Annotated in this window: 18 protein-coding genes; 7 read left to right on the forward strand and 11 right to left on the reverse strand. The window is 66.2% G+C overall.

What is annotated here, in order from left to right:
- The first annotated feature begins 1 nt into the window (after position 1).
- Positions 2-946 (forward strand): endonuclease/exonuclease/phosphatase family protein, encoded by a 945-nt coding sequence (locus NA10_RS26265; protein WP_157556744.1) that lies wholly within the window; start codon positions 2-4, stop codon positions 944-946.
- A 313-nt stretch (positions 947-1,259) separates the two neighbouring features.
- Here the strand turns inward: NA10_RS26265 and NA10_RS26270 are convergent, their stop codons facing one another.
- From NA10_RS26270 to NA10_RS26280, 3 genes are all read right to left on the reverse strand, one after another.
- Positions 1,260-2,699 carry an ABC1 kinase family protein gene (locus NA10_RS26270; protein WP_245677906.1) on the reverse strand — a complete coding sequence of 480 codons (1,440 nt, stop codon included), beginning with the start codon at positions 2,697-2,699 and terminating at the stop codon, positions 1,260-1,262.
- A gap of 116 nt (positions 2,700-2,815) precedes the next feature.
- A complete protein-coding gene (locus NA10_RS26275; RefSeq protein ID WP_157556745.1) occupies positions 2,816-3,604 on the reverse strand; it encodes a putative antibiotic biosynthesis monooxygenase in 789 nt (262 codons plus the stop codon).
- A gap of 141 nt (positions 3,605-3,745) precedes the next feature.
- Positions 3,746-4,090, reverse strand: coding sequence for a TfoX/Sxy family protein (locus NA10_RS26280; RefSeq protein ID WP_067572643.1), 345 nt, complete (start codon positions 4,088-4,090; stop codon positions 3,746-3,748).
- Between the two features lie 86 nt (positions 4,091-4,176).
- Between NA10_RS26280 and NA10_RS26285 the strand changes: the two genes are divergently transcribed.
- A complete protein-coding gene (locus NA10_RS26285; RefSeq protein WP_067572581.1) occupies positions 4,177-5,286 on the forward strand; it encodes a carboxylate-amine ligase in 1,110 nt (369 codons plus the stop codon).
- A gap of 4 nt (positions 5,287-5,290) precedes the next feature.
- On the opposite strand, the gene NA10_RS26290 is transcribed toward NA10_RS26285, so the two are convergent.
- The 5 genes from NA10_RS26290 to NA10_RS26310 all read right to left on the reverse strand — a co-directional run bounded on the left by NA10_RS26290 (position 5,291) and on the right by NA10_RS26310 (position 9,201).
- A complete protein-coding gene (locus NA10_RS26290; protein WP_157556746.1) occupies positions 5,291-5,815 on the reverse strand; it encodes a hypothetical protein in 525 nt (174 codons plus the stop codon).
- Positions 5,816-5,883: 68 nt separating this feature from the next.
- On the reverse strand, positions 5,884-6,342 hold the full coding sequence (locus NA10_RS26295; RefSeq protein ID WP_067572585.1) for a DUF4333 domain-containing protein: 459 nt from the start codon (positions 6,340-6,342) through the stop codon (positions 5,884-5,886).
- A gap of 199 nt (positions 6,343-6,541) precedes the next feature.
- Positions 6,542-7,168, reverse strand: a complete 627-nt coding sequence (locus NA10_RS26300) for an MBL fold metallo-hydrolase (RefSeq protein ID WP_218021589.1) — start codon at positions 7,166-7,168, stop codon at positions 6,542-6,544.
- Positions 7,168-8,253, reverse strand: a complete 1,086-nt coding sequence (locus NA10_RS26305) for an S-(hydroxymethyl)mycothiol dehydrogenase (protein WP_067572590.1) — start codon at positions 8,251-8,253, stop codon at positions 7,168-7,170. Before NA10_RS26305 ends, NA10_RS26300 begins: the two co-directional genes overlap by 1 nt.
- Before the next feature lie 69 nt (positions 8,254-8,322).
- Positions 8,323-9,201 carry a LysR family transcriptional regulator ArgP gene (locus NA10_RS26310; RefSeq protein ID WP_067572592.1) on the reverse strand — a complete coding sequence of 293 codons (879 nt, stop codon included), beginning with the start codon at positions 9,199-9,201 and terminating at the stop codon, positions 8,323-8,325.
- A 93-nt stretch (positions 9,202-9,294) separates the two neighbouring features.
- Between NA10_RS26310 and NA10_RS26315 the strand changes: the two genes are divergently transcribed.
- Together NA10_RS26315 and NA10_RS26320 are read left to right on the forward strand one after the other, a co-directional pair.
- Complete coding sequence (locus NA10_RS26315; RefSeq protein WP_067572593.1) at positions 9,295-9,891, forward strand: LysE/ArgO family amino acid transporter; 597 nt, start codon at positions 9,295-9,297, stop codon at positions 9,889-9,891.
- A 52-nt stretch (positions 9,892-9,943) separates the two neighbouring features.
- On the forward strand, positions 9,944-10,288 hold the full coding sequence (locus NA10_RS26320; protein ID WP_067572596.1) for a hypothetical protein: 345 nt from the start codon (positions 9,944-9,946) through the stop codon (positions 10,286-10,288).
- A gap of 106 nt (positions 10,289-10,394) precedes the next feature.
- Here NA10_RS26320 and NA10_RS26325 read toward each other — a convergent pair whose 3' ends face one another.
- A complete protein-coding gene (locus NA10_RS26325; protein ID WP_067572645.1) occupies positions 10,395-10,790 on the reverse strand; it encodes a VOC family protein in 396 nt (131 codons plus the stop codon).
- Positions 10,791-10,946: 156 nt separating this feature from the next.
- Between NA10_RS26325 and NA10_RS26330 the strand changes: the two genes are divergently transcribed.
- Positions 10,947-12,236, forward strand: coding sequence for a M20 metallopeptidase family protein (locus tag NA10_RS26330; RefSeq protein ID WP_067572598.1), 1,290 nt, complete (start codon positions 10,947-10,949; stop codon positions 12,234-12,236).
- 106 nt (positions 12,237-12,342) lie between these two features.
- Here the strand turns inward: NA10_RS26330 and NA10_RS26335 are convergent, their stop codons facing one another.
- Both NA10_RS26335 and NA10_RS26340 read right to left on the reverse strand, forming a co-directional pair.
- Positions 12,343-13,353, reverse strand: a complete 1,011-nt coding sequence (locus NA10_RS26335; protein WP_067572600.1) for a Gfo/Idh/MocA family protein — start codon at positions 13,351-13,353, stop codon at positions 12,343-12,345.
- Positions 13,354-13,385: 32 nt separating this feature from the next.
- Entirely contained in the window at positions 13,386-14,390 is a 1,005-nt protein-coding gene (locus NA10_RS26340) for a LacI family DNA-binding transcriptional regulator (RefSeq protein ID WP_067572602.1), read from the reverse strand.
- Positions 14,391-14,626: 236 nt separating this feature from the next.
- Between NA10_RS26340 and NA10_RS26345 the strand changes: the two genes are divergently transcribed.
- Both NA10_RS26345 and NA10_RS26350 read left to right on the forward strand, forming a co-directional pair.
- Positions 14,627-15,517, forward strand: coding sequence for a TIM barrel protein (locus tag NA10_RS26345; RefSeq protein WP_067572604.1), 891 nt, complete (start codon positions 14,627-14,629; stop codon positions 15,515-15,517).
- A gap of 17 nt (positions 15,518-15,534) precedes the next feature.
- Entirely contained in the window at positions 15,535-16,554 is a 1,020-nt protein-coding gene (locus NA10_RS26350; protein ID WP_067572647.1) for a sugar ABC transporter substrate-binding protein, read from the forward strand.
- Positions 16,555-16,570: the final 16 nt, after the last annotated feature.

Below are 16,570 nucleotides of genomic sequence, written 5' to 3' on the forward strand. Positions count from 1 at the left end.
GGTGGCGACCCGCCGCGGCGGGCAGGTGACCGTATTCGCCGGTGCGGCAGCACTTCTCACCCTCGTCCTGCTGGGGCACCGCCGGATGCCCGATATCGGCGGGCTGGGCGTCGCGCTCGATACCGCCGCTCCCTGGCTGGGCGCGCTCATCCCGGTACTGGCCGTGGTCGCGGTGCTGTGCCGCTGTCCCGCCGGTGCGGTCGCCGCGCTGGCCCCACTATCGGCCTGGGCGTACCTGTTCGGCTCCTGGTGGGCGCCCGTTCCCAGCACGCACCCGGTACCGGCCTCGACGGATCTGCGCATCGTCTCGCAGAATCTGTTCGCCGCCAACACCTCTCCGCTCGCCACCGCCCGCGCCCTGGTCGCCACCCACGCGGACGTCATCGCGGTGCAGGAGCTGGGCGGCGCCAATCGTGAACCATCCGTGCGGATCCTGGACGATGCGTACCCCTACCGCGCCGAATTCGGCACCGTCGCGCTGTGGAGCCGCTACCCGGTCTCGGACACCACCCCCATCGATGTCGGAGTCGACTGGTATCGGGGTCTGCGCACCCATATCGCCACGCCCACGGGCGATCTCGTGGTCTACGTGGTGCACCTGCCGTCCGTTCGGCTCGATGACACCGCCACCCGCAATCATGGCCTGAGCCTGCTCTCCGGCGAACTCACCGCCGAGCGCGCCGAACGTGTCGTGGTGGCGGGCGATTTCAACACCGCGGGCACCGACCGGCACTGGACCGGTTTCGCCCCCGGCTACCGCGATATCCATTCCGGCGCGGCCTTCACCTGGCCCGCGGCCGTCCCGCTCGCCAGACTCGATCACATCCTGGTGCGCGGCGTACAGATCACCGGCACCTCGGTATCGCGCCTGCCCGGCCCCGACCATCGTGCGGTATCGGCCGACCTCGGGTCAGGACACTGCGATCGGTGCACTTCGAATCGATAGTCCGAGAACGGGAATCGCCGATGTCCGCGCCGCGCGCGGAAGAAGCCGGACGGGCGGCTATAGGTGCTGTCACCCTGCGAATTCCGGTATGAACCCCGGCGGCGATACCGCCGGGGCCCGCGCCGATGACCGCCACCTCGTGGTCCGGGACCGAATCCTCCGGTGCTGACGTTCGGTTCGACGCTGTGACCACGATGTCATGCCTTCCGAAAGCGGTACCGTTGTCACTCCAGCCCAGATTTGTCTGGGACAGTGATCAAGGGCTGCTGTCGCCGGAAGGATGCGATACCGGGACCTACTGCGGCGCAGGCGATTACCCGGCAGCGGCATCCCGTTTCGCCGTGGCCGCCCGCCGCGTTCGAGCCGCGGTGAGGTCGACCGGTCCGCCGGTGTGGGCTCGGTGTCGCTGCACCACCTCCGCCAATTCCGGTGACCAGCGCAGCATTTCGGCCCGCAGCGGACCGGTGGTGCCGAGCTGGCAGATCAGGCCCAGCAGGGTGAGGATCGAGCGGGCGAACGGGGTGTAGAAGGCGGGCATGGTGAGCTGGCGGTTCACATTGCTCAGCTGCGGACTCATTCCCGAGCGCACCCGATCCCGCAGCCAGGCGCTGTCCGCGCGAAAAGTGTCGTGCCGCAGCAGATCGGTATAGGGGAGTAGCTGTTCGGTCAGCGCCCGCACATCGAACGGCGTCTCGAAATCGGCGAAACCGTGCCGCCGCATGGCCGCGTCCAGATCGGCCGGGGTGCCGTTGAAGAGGGCGTCGGCGACATCGTGCACCAGCAGCGGGAATTCCGGCGGCGGCCAGGGAACGCAGGCCCCGAAATCGACCACGCCGAGCCTGCCGTCCGGGAGCACCCGGAAATTTCCCGGATGCGGATCGCAATAGAGCAGTCCCGACCGCTCGGGCGCGGAGAGCACGAAACGCAGCGCGAGCATCCCGACCCGGTCCCGTTCGGGTTGTGCGCCACCGGCGATCAGCCGGGTGAGGGGAATGCCGTCCAGCCATTCGCTGACGATCACATCGCCGCGCTGGGCCAGCACCCCGGGCACCCGGAAGTCCGGATCATTGGCGAAGGCGGCCGCGAAGACCCGCTGCTGTTCGGCCTCGGCCGCGAAATCCAGTTCGGCGATGACACATTCGGAGAGCTGATCGGTGAGCGCGCGAATATCGGCATTCGGCACGAAGACCGATGCCAGGCCGGACATGCGTCGCACCTGTTCCAGATCGCTGTGAATCGCCTGGCGCGCACCGGGATACATGACCTTGACCGCCACCGCGCGGCCGTCATGCCATACCGCGCGATGCACCTGCCCGATGGTGGCCGAGGCGGCGCGCCGATCGTCGAAGGACTGGAATTCCGCGCGCCAATCCGGGCCGAACGACTCCGCGAGCACCGTGTGCACGGTGCGCGGGAGCATGGGCGGGGTGGCGTCCTGTAACCGGCTCAGCGCGATGCGATACGGTTCGGCGAGTTCGGGCGAGAGGCCCAGCTCGTACAGGGCCAGCAATTGCCCCAGCTTGGCGGCGAACCCCTTCAATTCGCCGAGCACCTCGAAGAAATGCTGTGCGGTGCGGCGTTGAATCTCCATATTCACAACGTCGGCGGGCTGTCCGAATGCTCGTTTGCCCAGCCCCGCGGCTCGCCGTCCGGCGAAGGCGATGGGCAGCGCCGCCAATTTGGCATTGCGAACCGCGCTGCGCGCAGGCGGATTCCCGCCGCTGTCCACGCCCCCGATGCGTCGAACCGTCATCCAATCAACCCCTCGCGCTCTCACTCCGTGCGCCAGGGGCAGTGTGCCACGGTGTGAAACCAAGCGGTCCGGAATGCCGGGATAGTCCGCCGGTATCCCGAATGGTGGGATGGGATTCAGCGCTGCCGCGCGGCCAGTCGAGCCAGATCCGAGAGGCGGTAGGCGCGGGCGATTTCCGCGGGGGTGAAGGGGTCGCCGGCGCGGACGAAGGTCATCGTCTCGATCTCGAGTACCGTTCCGCTCGTGGAGAGTTCGGGCTCGACGGCCGAAACATATTGCGCGCCCAGTAGTTCCGCGATGACCAGGGGCAGCTCCTCGGGATCGGTGGCCACCCGCGCGGCGAGCCCGAGCGCACGGGTCTGCCCGTCCACCAGGGTGAGCGCGGAGGCGGGCCAGATGCCGACCGCTCGGCCGCCCGCGCGGTCGATGGCAGTGCTCAGGCGCGGCGGTCCGACATCGGCCGGGGTCGAGACCACCAGTTCATCGAGTACGCCGTCCTCGAGATGGTGCACATGGACGGTGAGAATATTCGCGTGCCGGTAGGCCAGCTGCTTGGCCAGCAACTCCAGCCGACCCGGAGTGTTGTCCAGCCGCACGCGAATTCGCCACAGCAGCTCGGCGCTGTCCAGGCGACGGCGATGACTCAATTCGGGTCCGTGCAGCCATCGGGCAAGGTAGCGCATGGCCCCGGGCTCCACCACCCAGATAACGAGAATGGTGGTGGTGATGGTCAATATGGCGACGGCGGCCAGATAGGGCAGTTCCAGATGCAGCACGAGCGCGTGCAGAGCCAATTCGACGGGGAAGACCGCGGCCAGCTTGGCGAGCGTGAGCCGGGTGCGACGGGGATGGGGCAGGCGACCGCATATTTCGCATGCCAGCGCATGAACCTCGGATTGCCTCATATTCACCAGCCTGCGGTGCCGAGGTTTCCGCACTGTACCGCGGTGTAAAGAGGTCGTGACGGCGAGCGGTGAAAGCGTTGCGGCAGCGGCGAATTCGGTGAGGCCGGACACACCTGTTCGCGTAATGTGCCGCACCGCACATTATTTGCCGGTCTTCACCGGTAGGGAGCTCGCGAAGGCGATTCCGCGTTCGACCCATTCGATGAGCGCCGCATCGGACTCGACGGTCTCGGCGGTGACGCGAAGCCAGCCGCGCGTCTCGCGCCCACCCATGACCATGGCCTCCACCGCGCCGGGCACCAGCAGTTCGGTGTAGCGCTCGGGTGAGACACGCACCAGCAATCCGCCCTTACCGCTGGCGGCGACCGCCATATTGCCGCCGAGCAGGAATGCCAGGCCGCCGAACATCTTCTTCTCGACCACCTCCGGCAGCATCGGCCCGAGGGCGTCCCGAATCCGGTCGGCCAAAATCTCGTCATATGCCATCTCCATATTCTGGCCCAGGCCACCGACATGATCCGCGCAAAAAACCGGATAAAGAGACCATTCCGGCAGGTGTCAAGGTCACCGCAATGAGGTACACAGGAAAGGTGGACACCCTGCCGACAGTCGGTGTCGAAGAGGAGTTTCTCCTGGTGGATCCGCGCACCGGTGCGCCGGTGGGCAAGAATGCCGACGTCGCCCGGACCGCGGCGGACCTCGGCATAGATATGCAATTGGAGATCATGCGGTGCCAGGTCGAGACCAGCACCAGAATTCACACCAATTCCAGTGATCTGCTGGGCGAGTTGCGTGAACTGCGCCGCGGGGCCGCGGCCTGCGCGGAGAAGAACGACGCGGTCCTGCTCGCGGTCGCGGTGCCGCCCGCGGTCTCGGCGGAACTGCTCGCCGTCACGGCCACCCCGCGCTATCGCCGGATCGCCGAACGCTTCGGCAGGCTGGCACAGGAGCAGGGGCTGTGTGGCTGTCATGTGCACGTCGCGGTGCCGGACCGTGAGGTGGCGCTGCATGTCGGGAACTTCCTGCGCCCTTGGCTCCCTTTGCTTTTGGCGCTCACCGCCAATTCCGCGATCTACCACGGTGACGAAACCGGTTATGCCAGTTGGCGTAATATCCTGTGGCGGCGCTGGCCGAGTGCCGGTCCGCCACCGCATTTCGAATCGGTGCGCGAGTACGACAGTTCGGTGCAGGCCATGCTGGCGCTCGGAGTGATCCTGGATCGCAAGATGGTGTATTGGGATGTGCGCCCGTCGGTGACGTTCCCCACCGTCGAGGTGCGGGTCAGCGATGTGCCCGCCACCGTGGAGGAGTCGGCGCTGCTGGCCACCCTGGTGCGCGCGGCGGTCATGATCGCCCAGCGCAGCACCGAAACGCCGAGAATCGCGGAAGACACACTGCGCGCGGCCTATTGGCGTGCCGCGCACGGGGGTATGGACGGTCCGGCCGTCGATCCGTCGGACGGGCGCATCATCCCGGTGCAGGATCTGCTCGCCAAACTCGTCGATCTGATCGAACCGGCGCTCAACGAACTCGGCGATCTGGGCTTCGTCAGCGATGCGCTCAGCACCCTGCTGGCGCGGGGCAACGGCGCGCACCGGCAACTCGACGCGTTTCGCGCGCGCGGCGAAATGGCCGATGTGATTGACGAATTGGCGGAGGCCACGCTCTACAGCTGCCGCTGAGTGGCTACGGATAGAGGGTATAGGTGGTGTGGCCCTTATGCGTGGTGGACCAGTCCGCACCACCTGCCGTCGCCGCGATCAGGCTCGCAATCGCCAGGGGCACAACCAATCCCGCCATCTGCCAGCGCCGGGTGAGCGGTTTGCCCGGGGCCATGGGACGGGCGCGGGCGCCGGGCAGCGGTGGGGGCAGCGCGGCCACCTGGCTACGCACCACCACATTGAGCAGCACCGTGATCGGATTGATGAACAGGGAGACCGGACCCCACCAGCCCTGCACCAGGGAATCCCCGGTCATATGCCGGAATACGGCCAATCCGCAGCAGCGGCAGAACGGTCCGGGCAGTTTGCGGAACTGCATGACGAAGATCAATCCGCGGTGCGCGCGGAAGTCCACCCGCACCGCCGGAGTCGAGCCGCAGTATTGGCAGTACACCCCGTTCGCGGTGCTCGGGTCGAAGTTCTCGAAGTGGTTGCGGGGCATCTCGAAGTGGTTGCGGGGCATCTCGAAGTGGTTGCGGGACATGGACACGCGTGGCGATCTCCCCGGGAGCGGCTGGAAACCGCCGTATTCAAACACACCGGGACGGTGCTCGCGCGCTACGCCATCGGCTGGTCGTCCACCAGAATGTTGTAGTTGACCGTATCGCCCTCGACATTGGTGGCGGTGACCGTGACACCCCAGCGGGTGGCGTCGGCCTCGGTGATCACGCAGCGCACGGTGGAGCCGGTGGCCCCGCGCAGCAGCCCGTTGCAACTGGCGGATTTGGGGGCGGTGCCGACCTTGTTGGAGTAGAACGTGGCCACATTGGTGGCGATATCGTCCGGGCTGACGAACTTGTCGCTGAACTCGATGTCGTAGTTGGGGGCATCGCCGTCGACCTTGGTGACCTTGGCGGTGGTCATCCAGGTCTGACCGTCCGCGGAGGTGACGGTGCACTTCTGCGTGGCGTCCACCTCGGCCTTCAAATCCCCGTCGCAGACAACGGATTTCGCGTCCTCATGGGATTTGTCGTGGAAGAGACCGCTCATCTTGATCTCGACATCGCTCTTGCTCACCGAACCGGGGGCCGGAAGAGCAACTGGTCAGCAGTATGGGTACGGAGAGGGCGGCTATCACCGCGGCTAATTTTCGCATGGCGGAATTATCCGGCCGTGCGATGGGCGTTAAGGGTGGTTTCGCCGGTAAAGACTGTGAATCGCGGCCCGAGTTCGGCGAGTCGAGCTCGGGCCGCGTCACATTCGTTCGAATATGCGGTCAGCTGGCGCGCTGACGCCACTCCTCGAGCTGCGGGGCCTCCGCGCCGATGGTCGTCGAGCCGCCGTGCCCGGTGTGCACCAGGGTCTCCGGCGGCAGGCTCAGCAGGCGATCCGCGATCGAGGCCACGATGGTGTCGTAATCGGAGTACGACCGACCGGTCGCACCCGGACCGCCCTGGAACAGCGTGTCACCGGTGAAGACCGCGCCCATATCGGCGGAGTAGAAGCAGACCGCGCCCGGAGCGTGCCCCGGGGTGTGCAGGACGTGCAGCTGGGTGCCGCCGATCTCGATGACCTGTTTATCGGCGAGTTCGCCGTCGGGCTCGATATCGGGATGGGTGAGCCGCCACAGCGCCAGATCCTCGGGATGCAGCAGGATCGGCGCGCCGGTGGCCTCGGCCAGTTCGGGGGCGACGCGAATATGATCGTCATGCGCGTGCGTGGCCAGGATGGCCCGCACCTTGCGCGTGCCGACCACATCGAGAATCGCCGGAACACTGTGCGGCGCATCGATGATGACGCATTCCAGGTCGTCGCCGACGACCCACACATTGTTCTCCACCTCGAAGGTCTCGCCATCGAGGGTGAAGGTGCCCGAGGTGGTGGCGTGATCGATATGCGCCATCAGAACACCACCACCGAGCGCAGGACCTCACCGTCGTGCATCTTGGTGAAGGCGGCCTCGATATCGGTCAGCGAAATCGTCTCGGTGACAAAGGCATCCAGATCGAAGCGGCCCTGCTTGTAGAGCTCGATCAGGTACGGGAAGTCCCGCGAGGGCAGGCAGTCGCCGTACCAGGAGGACTTGAGCGAGCCGCCGCGGGAGAAGAAGTCGATGAGCGGCATCTCCAACTTCATATCCGGGGTCGGCACACCCACCAGCACCACGGTGCCCGCCAGATCGCGCGCGTAGAACGCCTGCTTCCAGGTCTCCGGGCGGCCGACCGCGTCGATCACCACATCCGCGCCGAAGCCGCCGGTGAGCTCCTGAACCTGCTCCACGGCATCCTCTTTGGCCGCGTTCACCGTGTGTGTCGCGCCGAAGCCCTTGGCCCACTCCAGCTTTCGCTCATCGATATCGACGGCTATGACGGTGGTGGCGCCGGCCAGCTTCGCGCCCGCGATGGCCGCGTTACCCACACCGCCGCAACCGATTACCGCCACGCTGTCGCCGCGGCCGACATTGCCGGTATTGATGGCCGCGCCCAGGCCCGCCATCACACCGCAGCCCAGCAGGCCCGCCGCGACCGGTGAGGCGGTGGGATCGACCTTGGTGCACTGGCCCGCGTGCACGAGCGTCTTCTCCGCGAACGCGCCGATACCCAATGCCGGGGTCAACGGCGTGCCGTCGGTGAGCGTCATCGGCTGCGCCGCGTTATGGGTGGAGAAGCAATACCAGGGCTTGCCCTTGCGACAGGCGCGACAATTACCGCACACCGCACGCCAGTTCAGGATGACGAAATCGCCGGGCTCCACATCGGTGACGCCCTCGCCCACCGATTCGACAATGCCCGCGGCCTCGTGGCCGAGCAGGAAGGGGAATTCGTCATTGATGCCGCCCTCCCGATAGTGCAGATCGGTGTGGCACACCCCGCACGCCTGCACCTGCACGACCGCTTCACCCGGACCGGGATCCGGGATGACGATATCGGTGACCTCGACGGGAGCATTCTTCGAGCGTGCGATCACGCCGCGCACAACTTGGGACACGTAATGCCTTTCTATCGATCACAATCTCTTCCGACTATGGCATCCGAGCCGGGCCGGCGCACAACGTCTTCAAAGCAGTACCGCGGCAGCGGTTTCGGCAATGGTAGCTGCGACCATGCCGAGAGCGGGGGAGTCCAGTCGCCACTGTTGCCAGTACAGCGGAACATCGATGTAGACGGTCTCGTCCAGTGGGATGAGATTGTCCGTCGGACGGGTTTGCAGATCGGGCATCATGCCCCAGCCCAGGCCCAAGCGTAAAGCGTCGGCGAAGCCCGCCGAGGAGGGGATGTAGTGCCGGGGTGGATCGACGGGTTTGCGGGTGTATCGCCGCACGAGGCGGAACTGTAAATCGTCCTTGCGGTCGAACAGGATGACCGGGGCGGTGGCGAAGGCCTTCGCCGTGGGGCCGTCCGGGAACCAGGTGCGGGTGAAGTCCGGATTCGCCATCGGGCGGTAGCGCATGGCGCCGAGGCGGCGCACTGTGCAGCCCTGCACCGGGGCGGCGGTGGAGGTGATGGCGGCCATGACCGTGCCGTCGCGCAGCAACCTCGTGGTGTGCTCCTCGTCCTCGCGGTGGATCTCGAAATTCACGCCCGCGGCCGCGTCGGCCAGGGCGGGCATGACCCAGCTCTGGAGGGAATCGGCGTTGACCGCGATGGGGATATTCACCGGCTTGGCGGCCGGCTGATCCGCATCTCCGAGTTCGCGCGCGGTATCACTGGTGAGCAGCTGAATCTGCTTGGCCAGCCGCCACACCGTGAGCCCCGATTCGGTGGGCTGGGCGGGCTTGGTGCGCTGCACCAGAATCCGCCCCGCCGCATCCTCCAGGGCTTTGATGCGCTGACTGATAGCCGAAGGCGTCACGTTGAGTCGCCGCGCGGCGGCCTCGAAGGTGCCCTCGGTAATCACCGCGTCGAGCGCGCGAAGCTGATCCAGCTGGAGATCCATATTAAGAGATGCTAATCGTCCATCAGAAACATTAGCTGGCCTGGTCATAGACACCCGCCTAGCTTCATAAGGGTGAACGCATCATCGGCGGCCATGGCGGCCTTCTCGGGACTCGGCTTCGGACTCTCCCTCATCGTGGCGATCGGCGCGCAAAACGCCTTCGTGCTGCGCCAGGGCATCCGACGCGAACACGTCCTGCCGGTGGTGGCCGTCTGCGCCCTCTCCGATGTGGTCCTGATGACCGCGGGCGTCACCGGCTTCGGTGCCGTCATGAGCAAAGCCCCCGAGATCATGACCATCGCCAAATACGCGGGTGCGGCCTTCCTCCTGGGCTACGCCCTCCTGGCCGCCAAACGGGCCTTCTCCGCCACCGCGTTGACCGCGTCCGGCGGCACCCCCATAGCGCTCGGCGCAGCAATAGCCACCTGCCTCGCCGTAACCTGGCTCAACCCCCACGCCTACCTCGACACGGTCGTCCTGCTGGGCTCCTTCGCCAGCACCTACGCCACCCCCGACCGCTGGTTCCTCACCGCAGGCGCCATAGCGGGCAGCACAATCTGGTTCCTCTCCCTCGGCTTCGGCGCACGCCTCCTGGCCCCCCTCTTCGCCAAACCCCGAGCCTGGCAAATTCTGGACTCCCTCATCGCCCTCGTAATGACCACCCTCGCAATAGGTTTGGTCCTCAGCTGACCGCCAACCCCCGATATGCGATGCTCATCGAAGTCTCTCCGAGGGGGTTTCGATGGCGGGCAAGGTCGAAGTTCAGATAGGGCAGTTGCGATCGGTGGGCACCGCATTGGACACGGTGGCCACCCGCATCGCCACATTGACGGCGAAGGCGAAGGCGGAGTCCGCGGCTTACGAGGGCTCCTGGGGGAGTGATGATTTCGGGACGCAGTTCTCCGGTGGCGACAACGGTTACGCGAAGTCCGAGCAGAATCTCGTGAATGTGCTGGACTCGAAACTCGCCTTCGGGATCGTCAACGATTCTGTAGCTGAAATCTCCACAATCGAGGGACTTCCGAGGGACTGGTATTCCCCGTTTCGGTATCGAGAACGCCAGGCAGATTGTGGTGGAGGCATTTGATCGAGGTGAGAAGCATGCTGGTATTGCGCTGGTGGGGCTGGCGCTGAGTTACGAAGAGATCGAGCCTGTTTCGGAGTTGATAGCTCGTGCGGTGGAGATCCCGAGGTCAGGGGGCGGGGCGTTCCTGGACTACCCAGGAGTTGCCGTCCGGGTCGTCGAAGAAGAGGAAGGAGTTCCAGGGTTCGCCTGGGCCCTCTACTCGTTCGCCGTTTTCGAAATGGGTTATGGGGCTGACGGTTACGCCTCGGGTGGTTAGTTCGGTGTGGGCTGTGGTGATGTCGGGGACTACCAGTTGGAGGCCATGGAGGGAGCCGGGGGTCATGGGGCCGGTGGAGAGATGGATGGAGCAGGCGGAGCCGGGTGGGGTTAGTTGGACGATCCTGGTGTCTGGGGAGATTTGGATGTCCAGGTCCAGGGTGAAGCCGACCTGGGTGGTGTAGAAGGCTTTCGAGAGGTCCAGGTCGGTGACGGGGACCGGGACTACTTCCAGATTCCACTGCATCGGGAGCACCTCACGGGGTCGGCGTTGGGAGATCGACGGTACCGCTTTCGACGGGCGGCGTGTCGAACAGAGCGGCACGAGGTCGGCGGACGAGCATGGTGAGCGATTCCGAATTGCCGACGAGGTCGACAGTGGGCAGGGCGATGGGAGGTTCATATGTCAGACGGTGGTGAATACGAGCGGTTCGATCGGGCCGCTGAAGAGATCGCCGCGCAGGTGATCGGCTGGCGGCATCATCTGCATGCGCATCCGGAGCTGTCCAATCGGGAGGTCGACACCGCCGAGCTGATCGCTGATCATCTGCGGTCGTTGAATCTGGACGAGGTGCGCACCGGGATCGCCGGGCACGGCGTCGTCGGAGTCCTCAGGGGTGGCCAACCCGGCGATCGCGTGGTGGCCTTGCGCGCCGATATCGATGCCCTGCCCGTGGCCGAGGAGTCGGGTGTGGCATTCGCATCGAAGGTCGTGGATGACGACTATCCCGGCGGACCGTTCCCGGTTTCGCATGCGTGCGGGCATGACTGCCATACCGCGATCCTGATGGGTGCGGCGCAGGTTTTGGCGGGAGCACGCGAAACCCTGCCGGGGACAGTGTTATTCGTGTTCCAGCCTGCGGAGGAAGGGCCTCCGGTCGATGAGAGGGGCGGAGCCCGGGAGATGATCGCCGAAGGGGCCTGTGATAGTCCGAAACCCACCATGGCGTTCGGATTCCACGTCACCCCGTTCCCCAAGGGTGCGATCGGGTACCGGGCGGGCAATCAGTTCGGTGCATCCAGTCTGATCAAGATCACGATCACCGGTACACAGGTGCACGCCTCCACACCGTGGATGGGCGTCGACCCCATGCCCGCCGCCGGAGCGATACTGACCGGTGTCGGGCAAATCTATCGGCAACTCAACGCCTTTCATCCGGTGACGGTCAGCATCGGGCATGTCCAGGACGTCGGTCGGTTCAATATCATCGGGCAGACCGTCACGCTGTGGGGCACCATTCGATGCGCCGTCGAAGCCGATATGGATGAGGTTCAGGAACGTGTCCGGACCCTGGCGGCCAATTGCGCTCAGGCTTACAACTGTTCGGCCACAGTCGATTACCTCCAGGATGTGCCCGCGGTGCACAACACCCCGGAATGGGTCGACGCCGGGCTGCCCACCTTCCAGCGGGTGGTCGGCTCCGAGAACGTGCACGCCACCGAAGCCACCCTCGGCTATGACGATGTCTCCGAATTCGTCAATCGATACGGCGGCCTCTACGTCACCCTCGGCGTCCAGGACAGCGAATTCGACGACACCGGCCAAATCCGTCCCATTCCCGGTGGGCGCGGCATCTATATGAACCACAGTCCACTCTTCTACGCCGATGACGACACCCTGGTCACCGGCGTCCGCCTGCACTGCCACGCCGCCTACGACCACCTGACCGGTGCGCTGACCCCGAAAACCTGAAGGGGGTGAATCGGCGCGTGTTCGCCGACCAGGTGATCGATGCGCGCGCTTCGGCAGCGCCGCAAGCAGGCTGATTCAGACTGACCCATCCCGCTCGCCGTCAGAATCAGTGGCGGACCTCGGATATGCGGACGGGGCGGGATTCGCGGCGGGATTGTTCGCAGGCTTCGGCGATGTAGAAGGCTTCCAGGGCTTCGGCGGGGGTGCAAGGGCTGGGGCGGGTGCCCGCGGCGACCTCCAGGAAGGCGGCCAACTCCTCGACGTAGGCGGGGTGGAAGCGGTCCATGAAGCCGGGGTAGGCGGGGAGGCGGGAGGCGGGGTAGCCGGGTTCGACGGAGTGCAGGGGAGCCCGATCATCAAGGCCGACAATGGCGTTGCCCTGGGAGCCGAGGACCTCCAGGCGGACGTCGTAGCCCGCGCCGTTGTAGCGGCCCAGGGACACCGTGGCCAGGGCACCGTCATCCAGGCGCAGGACCACCGCGGCGGTGTCGACGTCTCCGGAGTCGGCGAAGAATTGTTCGCCGCGGTTGGCTCCGGTGGCGTAGACCTCGGTGACCTCGCGGCCGGTTACCCAGCGGATGATGTCGAAATCGTGGACGCCGCAGTCTCGGAAGATGCCGCCGGAGCGGGGGATGTACTCGGCGGGCGGGGGTGCGGGGTCGAGGGTGGTGGCGCGCAGAGTGTGGACCCAGCCGAGATCGCCCGACGCCACCGCCGCGCGGGCTGCGCGGTATCCGGCGTCGAAGCGGCGCTGGAAGCCGATTTGGACGGGGACGGGCGAGGAAGCTACCCGGTCCACCACCGCGAGGGTGCCGAGAATGTCTGCGGCTATGGGCTTTTCGCAGAAGACGGGGATGCCGCGATCCACCGCTGCGGTGATCAGCTCGGGATGGGAATCGGTGGCCGTGGTGATGATCAACCCGGTGAGGTCGGCGGCCAGCAGCGCGTCGATATCGGGGGCGAATTCGATATCGAGTTTGTCGGCGGTGGCGCGGGCTCGCTGCGCGTCGGCGTCGGCGACGATGACCGAATCCACGCCGGGCAGGGTGGTGAGGGTTTCGGCGTGGGAGCTGCCGATGCGGCCGGTGCCTGCGAGGCCCAGTCTGATCGTGGACATGGTTGCTCCTTCGAAAGTGGTTGCGGATCGGCTCAATCGCGGGGTGTGGCCGTTGTCGAGCGGACGACCAGGGAGGGTTCCAGGCGTTCGCGCACCGGCTCGGTGCGGCCGTCCCGGAGGCGTTCGGTGAGCGCCCGCACGGCCAGACGGCCGATATCGGTGCGCGGTTGATCGATGGTGGTGAGGGCGACATGGCGCAGTGCCGCCAGCGAGGTGTTGTCGTAGCCGACGACCGAGACATCCTCGGGCACACGCAGACCCGCCTCGGTCAGCGCGGACATCGCGCCGACCGCGTTGAAGTCGTTGCCGCAGACGAGCGCGGTGGGAAAGTTACTGGGCGAGAACAGATTCAGCAAACTGCGCACCGCCGCCGCCCCGGCCTCGTCGGTGTGCTCGCTGGCAATGACCATGGGCTCCAACCCATGTCGAGCCATGGCCGCGGTGTACCCCTTGCGCCGCGGCCCGGCCGCGAACGCCGCCCCGCCGTCGAGATGCACGATCCGCCGATGCCCCAGTGCCACCAGGTGATCCACGGCCAGCGCGGCCCCGAGCTCACCATCGTCATTGACGGTGTCGACCTCGGGCATGGTGGAGGTGCGCGACACCAGCACCACCGCACACCGATCCGCGGCATCGCGAATGGACGCGGCGGGCAGCACCGGCGAGAGCAGGATGATCCCGCCCGGCCGGAAGGCGAGCAGGCTCGCCAATGCCGCGGCCTCCCGAGAAGCGCTGCGCCGCCCGGTATTCAGAATGAGTTCGAGCCCGGCCTCCTGCGCGGCCTGATCCATCCCCTCCACCACATCGGCGAAGAAGGCATTGCGCAGGTCGGACACCATGACCCCGACGATGTTCGAGGTCCGGCTGGCCAGTGAGCGGGCCATGAGGTGCGGTTGATACCCCAGTTCCTCCGCGGCCTGCAGTACCGCGCGGCGGCGATGGTCGCTGACCTTGGGGGAATTGCGCATGACCAGTGAGACCAGTGCGCGGGAAACGCCCGCTCTCGAGGCGACGTCTTCCATGGTCGGTCGGGTCATGCTGCCTGACGGTACCGGCCCGTGCCGTGCACGGCAATAGAGCGCTCTAACAACCCGATTCAGGCATTTGGATTCCTGCACAATGTCCCAGGTCGCGACCGTAATGCAAGGTCATGCACCACTTTTCCAATGCGGCGACGCTCTTGACAGCGCTGTGAGCCGGGTTACATTGTTGGAGCGCTCCAACACCGAGGGCGTCTCACCCGTTGGCTACCGACAAGCTCTGGGAAGTGCCGATGACCGAACTGCGTATTGCCGCCGCGCCCATCTCCTGGGGCGTGTGCGAAGTCCCCGGCTGGGGTCATGTCCTGGACGCCGATACCGTGCTGTCGGCCATGGCCGGCCTGGGCATCACCGCCACCGAATTCGGGCCGCCGGAGTATCTGCCCGCCGCCCCAAGGGATTTGCGCGCCGAACTGGCCAAACACAATCTCGCACCGGTCGGCGGATTCCTGGCCCTGGCACTGCATCGAGAACCGGGCGCGGCCCTGACCGCCGCCCGCGAAACCGCCGCCCTCTTCGCCGCGGCGGGCGCGGAGGTCATCGTACTGGCCGCGGCCACCGGCGTGGACGGCTACGACACCCGCACCCCGCTGACCGATCACGAGTGGCGCACCCTCATCGACACCGCCGCGAGCATCGCCGATATCGCCGCCGAATTCGGCCTGCGCGCCGCGGTGCACCCGCACGTCGGCACGCATATCGAAACCGAAACCGAGGTGCGGCGCTTCCTGGCAGACTCCGAACTGGATCTGTGCCTGGACACCGGCCACCTGGCCATCGGCGGCACCGATCCGGTGGCGCTGGCCCGGCAGTACCCGCACCGCATCGGGCACATTCATCTCAAGGATGTGCGCCTGGCCCTCGCCGACGAAGTCCGAAGCGGCCGAATGGAATACAGCCAAGCCGTCCGCGCGGGCCTCTATGTCCCGCTCGGTCAGGGCGATGTCGATATCGCCGCCCTCGTGCACGTGGTCCGCACCGCCGGTTACTCCGGCTGGTACGTACTCGAACAGGACACCGCCCTGAATCCCGGCGACACCGCCGCCGGTCCGACCCGAGATACCGAAGTAAGTCTGCGACACCTAGCCGAAATCGAGGCCGAACCGGCCTCCGCCCGGATTTAGTGGGTTCTGTGATGACAATGAAGTCCCAAGTAGCACCCCCCGGCTCGACGCGGCAGCGTCCGGGCCGACGGCGATGGCGGCGGTTGACGCCCTGGATAGCGGTCGCGGCGATGCTCGCCGCGTGTAGTGGTCCGGGCACCGATCAGACCACGCCCGCCCAGGCGCCCGCCGCGGTCGGCAAGCTCAATTCCGTCGCGGTGGTCACGCACGGCTCACCCGGTGACGCCTTCTGGAACGTGGTCAAGAATGGCGCGGAGGCGGCGGGCGATCAGCTCGGCGTGCGGGTGGAGTACAACTCCTCCGGCGATCCGAGCCAGCAGGCCAAGCTGATCGACAATGCGGTCGCACAGGGTGTCGACGGTCTGGTGGTCTCCATGGCCAATCCCGACGCGCTGCGCACCTCCATCGAGAAGGCGGTGTCCGCGGGAATTCCGGTGGTGACCATCAACTCCGGTGAGGACAAGAGCGCCGCGTTCGGCGCCATCGGCCATGTCGGCCAGAGCGAGCGGCAGGCGGGCGAGTCCGCCGGTAAACGCCTTTCCGATGCCGGAAAACACAAGATGCTCTGCGTGATTCACGAGGCCGGGAATATCGGCGCGAACGAACGCTGCGCGGGTGCGACCCAGGGCTTCGGCACCGCGGTCACCCTCCAGGTCGACATCAACAATCCGACCGACGCGCAGGCCCGCATTCGCGGTGCGCTGGAGGCGGATTCGTCCATCGACGCCGTGCTGACCCTGAACTCGCAGATCGCCGCCCGCGCGGTGGACGCGGTGCGCGAGTCCAAGTCCAGGGCCGCCATCGCCACCTTCGACCTCAATGACGATGTGGTGCGGGCCATTCAGGCGGGCTCACTGCTGTTCGCGGTCGATCAGCAACAGTACGAACAGGGTTATCTGCCGGTGGTCATGTTGAAGCTGTACCGGTCCAATCTCAATAGCGTCGGCGGCGGTCATCCGGTGCAGACCGGACCCGCTTTCGTGGACAAGACCAATGTCGATGTCGTCGCCGGGCTCGTCGCCCAGGGCACGCGGTAACCGGTCGGGAGTGAAT

Origin of the sequence: Nocardia acidivorans NBRC 108247 (assembly GCF_001625085.1) — a bacterium.
Taxonomy (GTDB): domain Bacteria; phylum Actinomycetota; class Actinomycetes; order Mycobacteriales; family Mycobacteriaceae; genus Nocardia; species Nocardia acidivorans.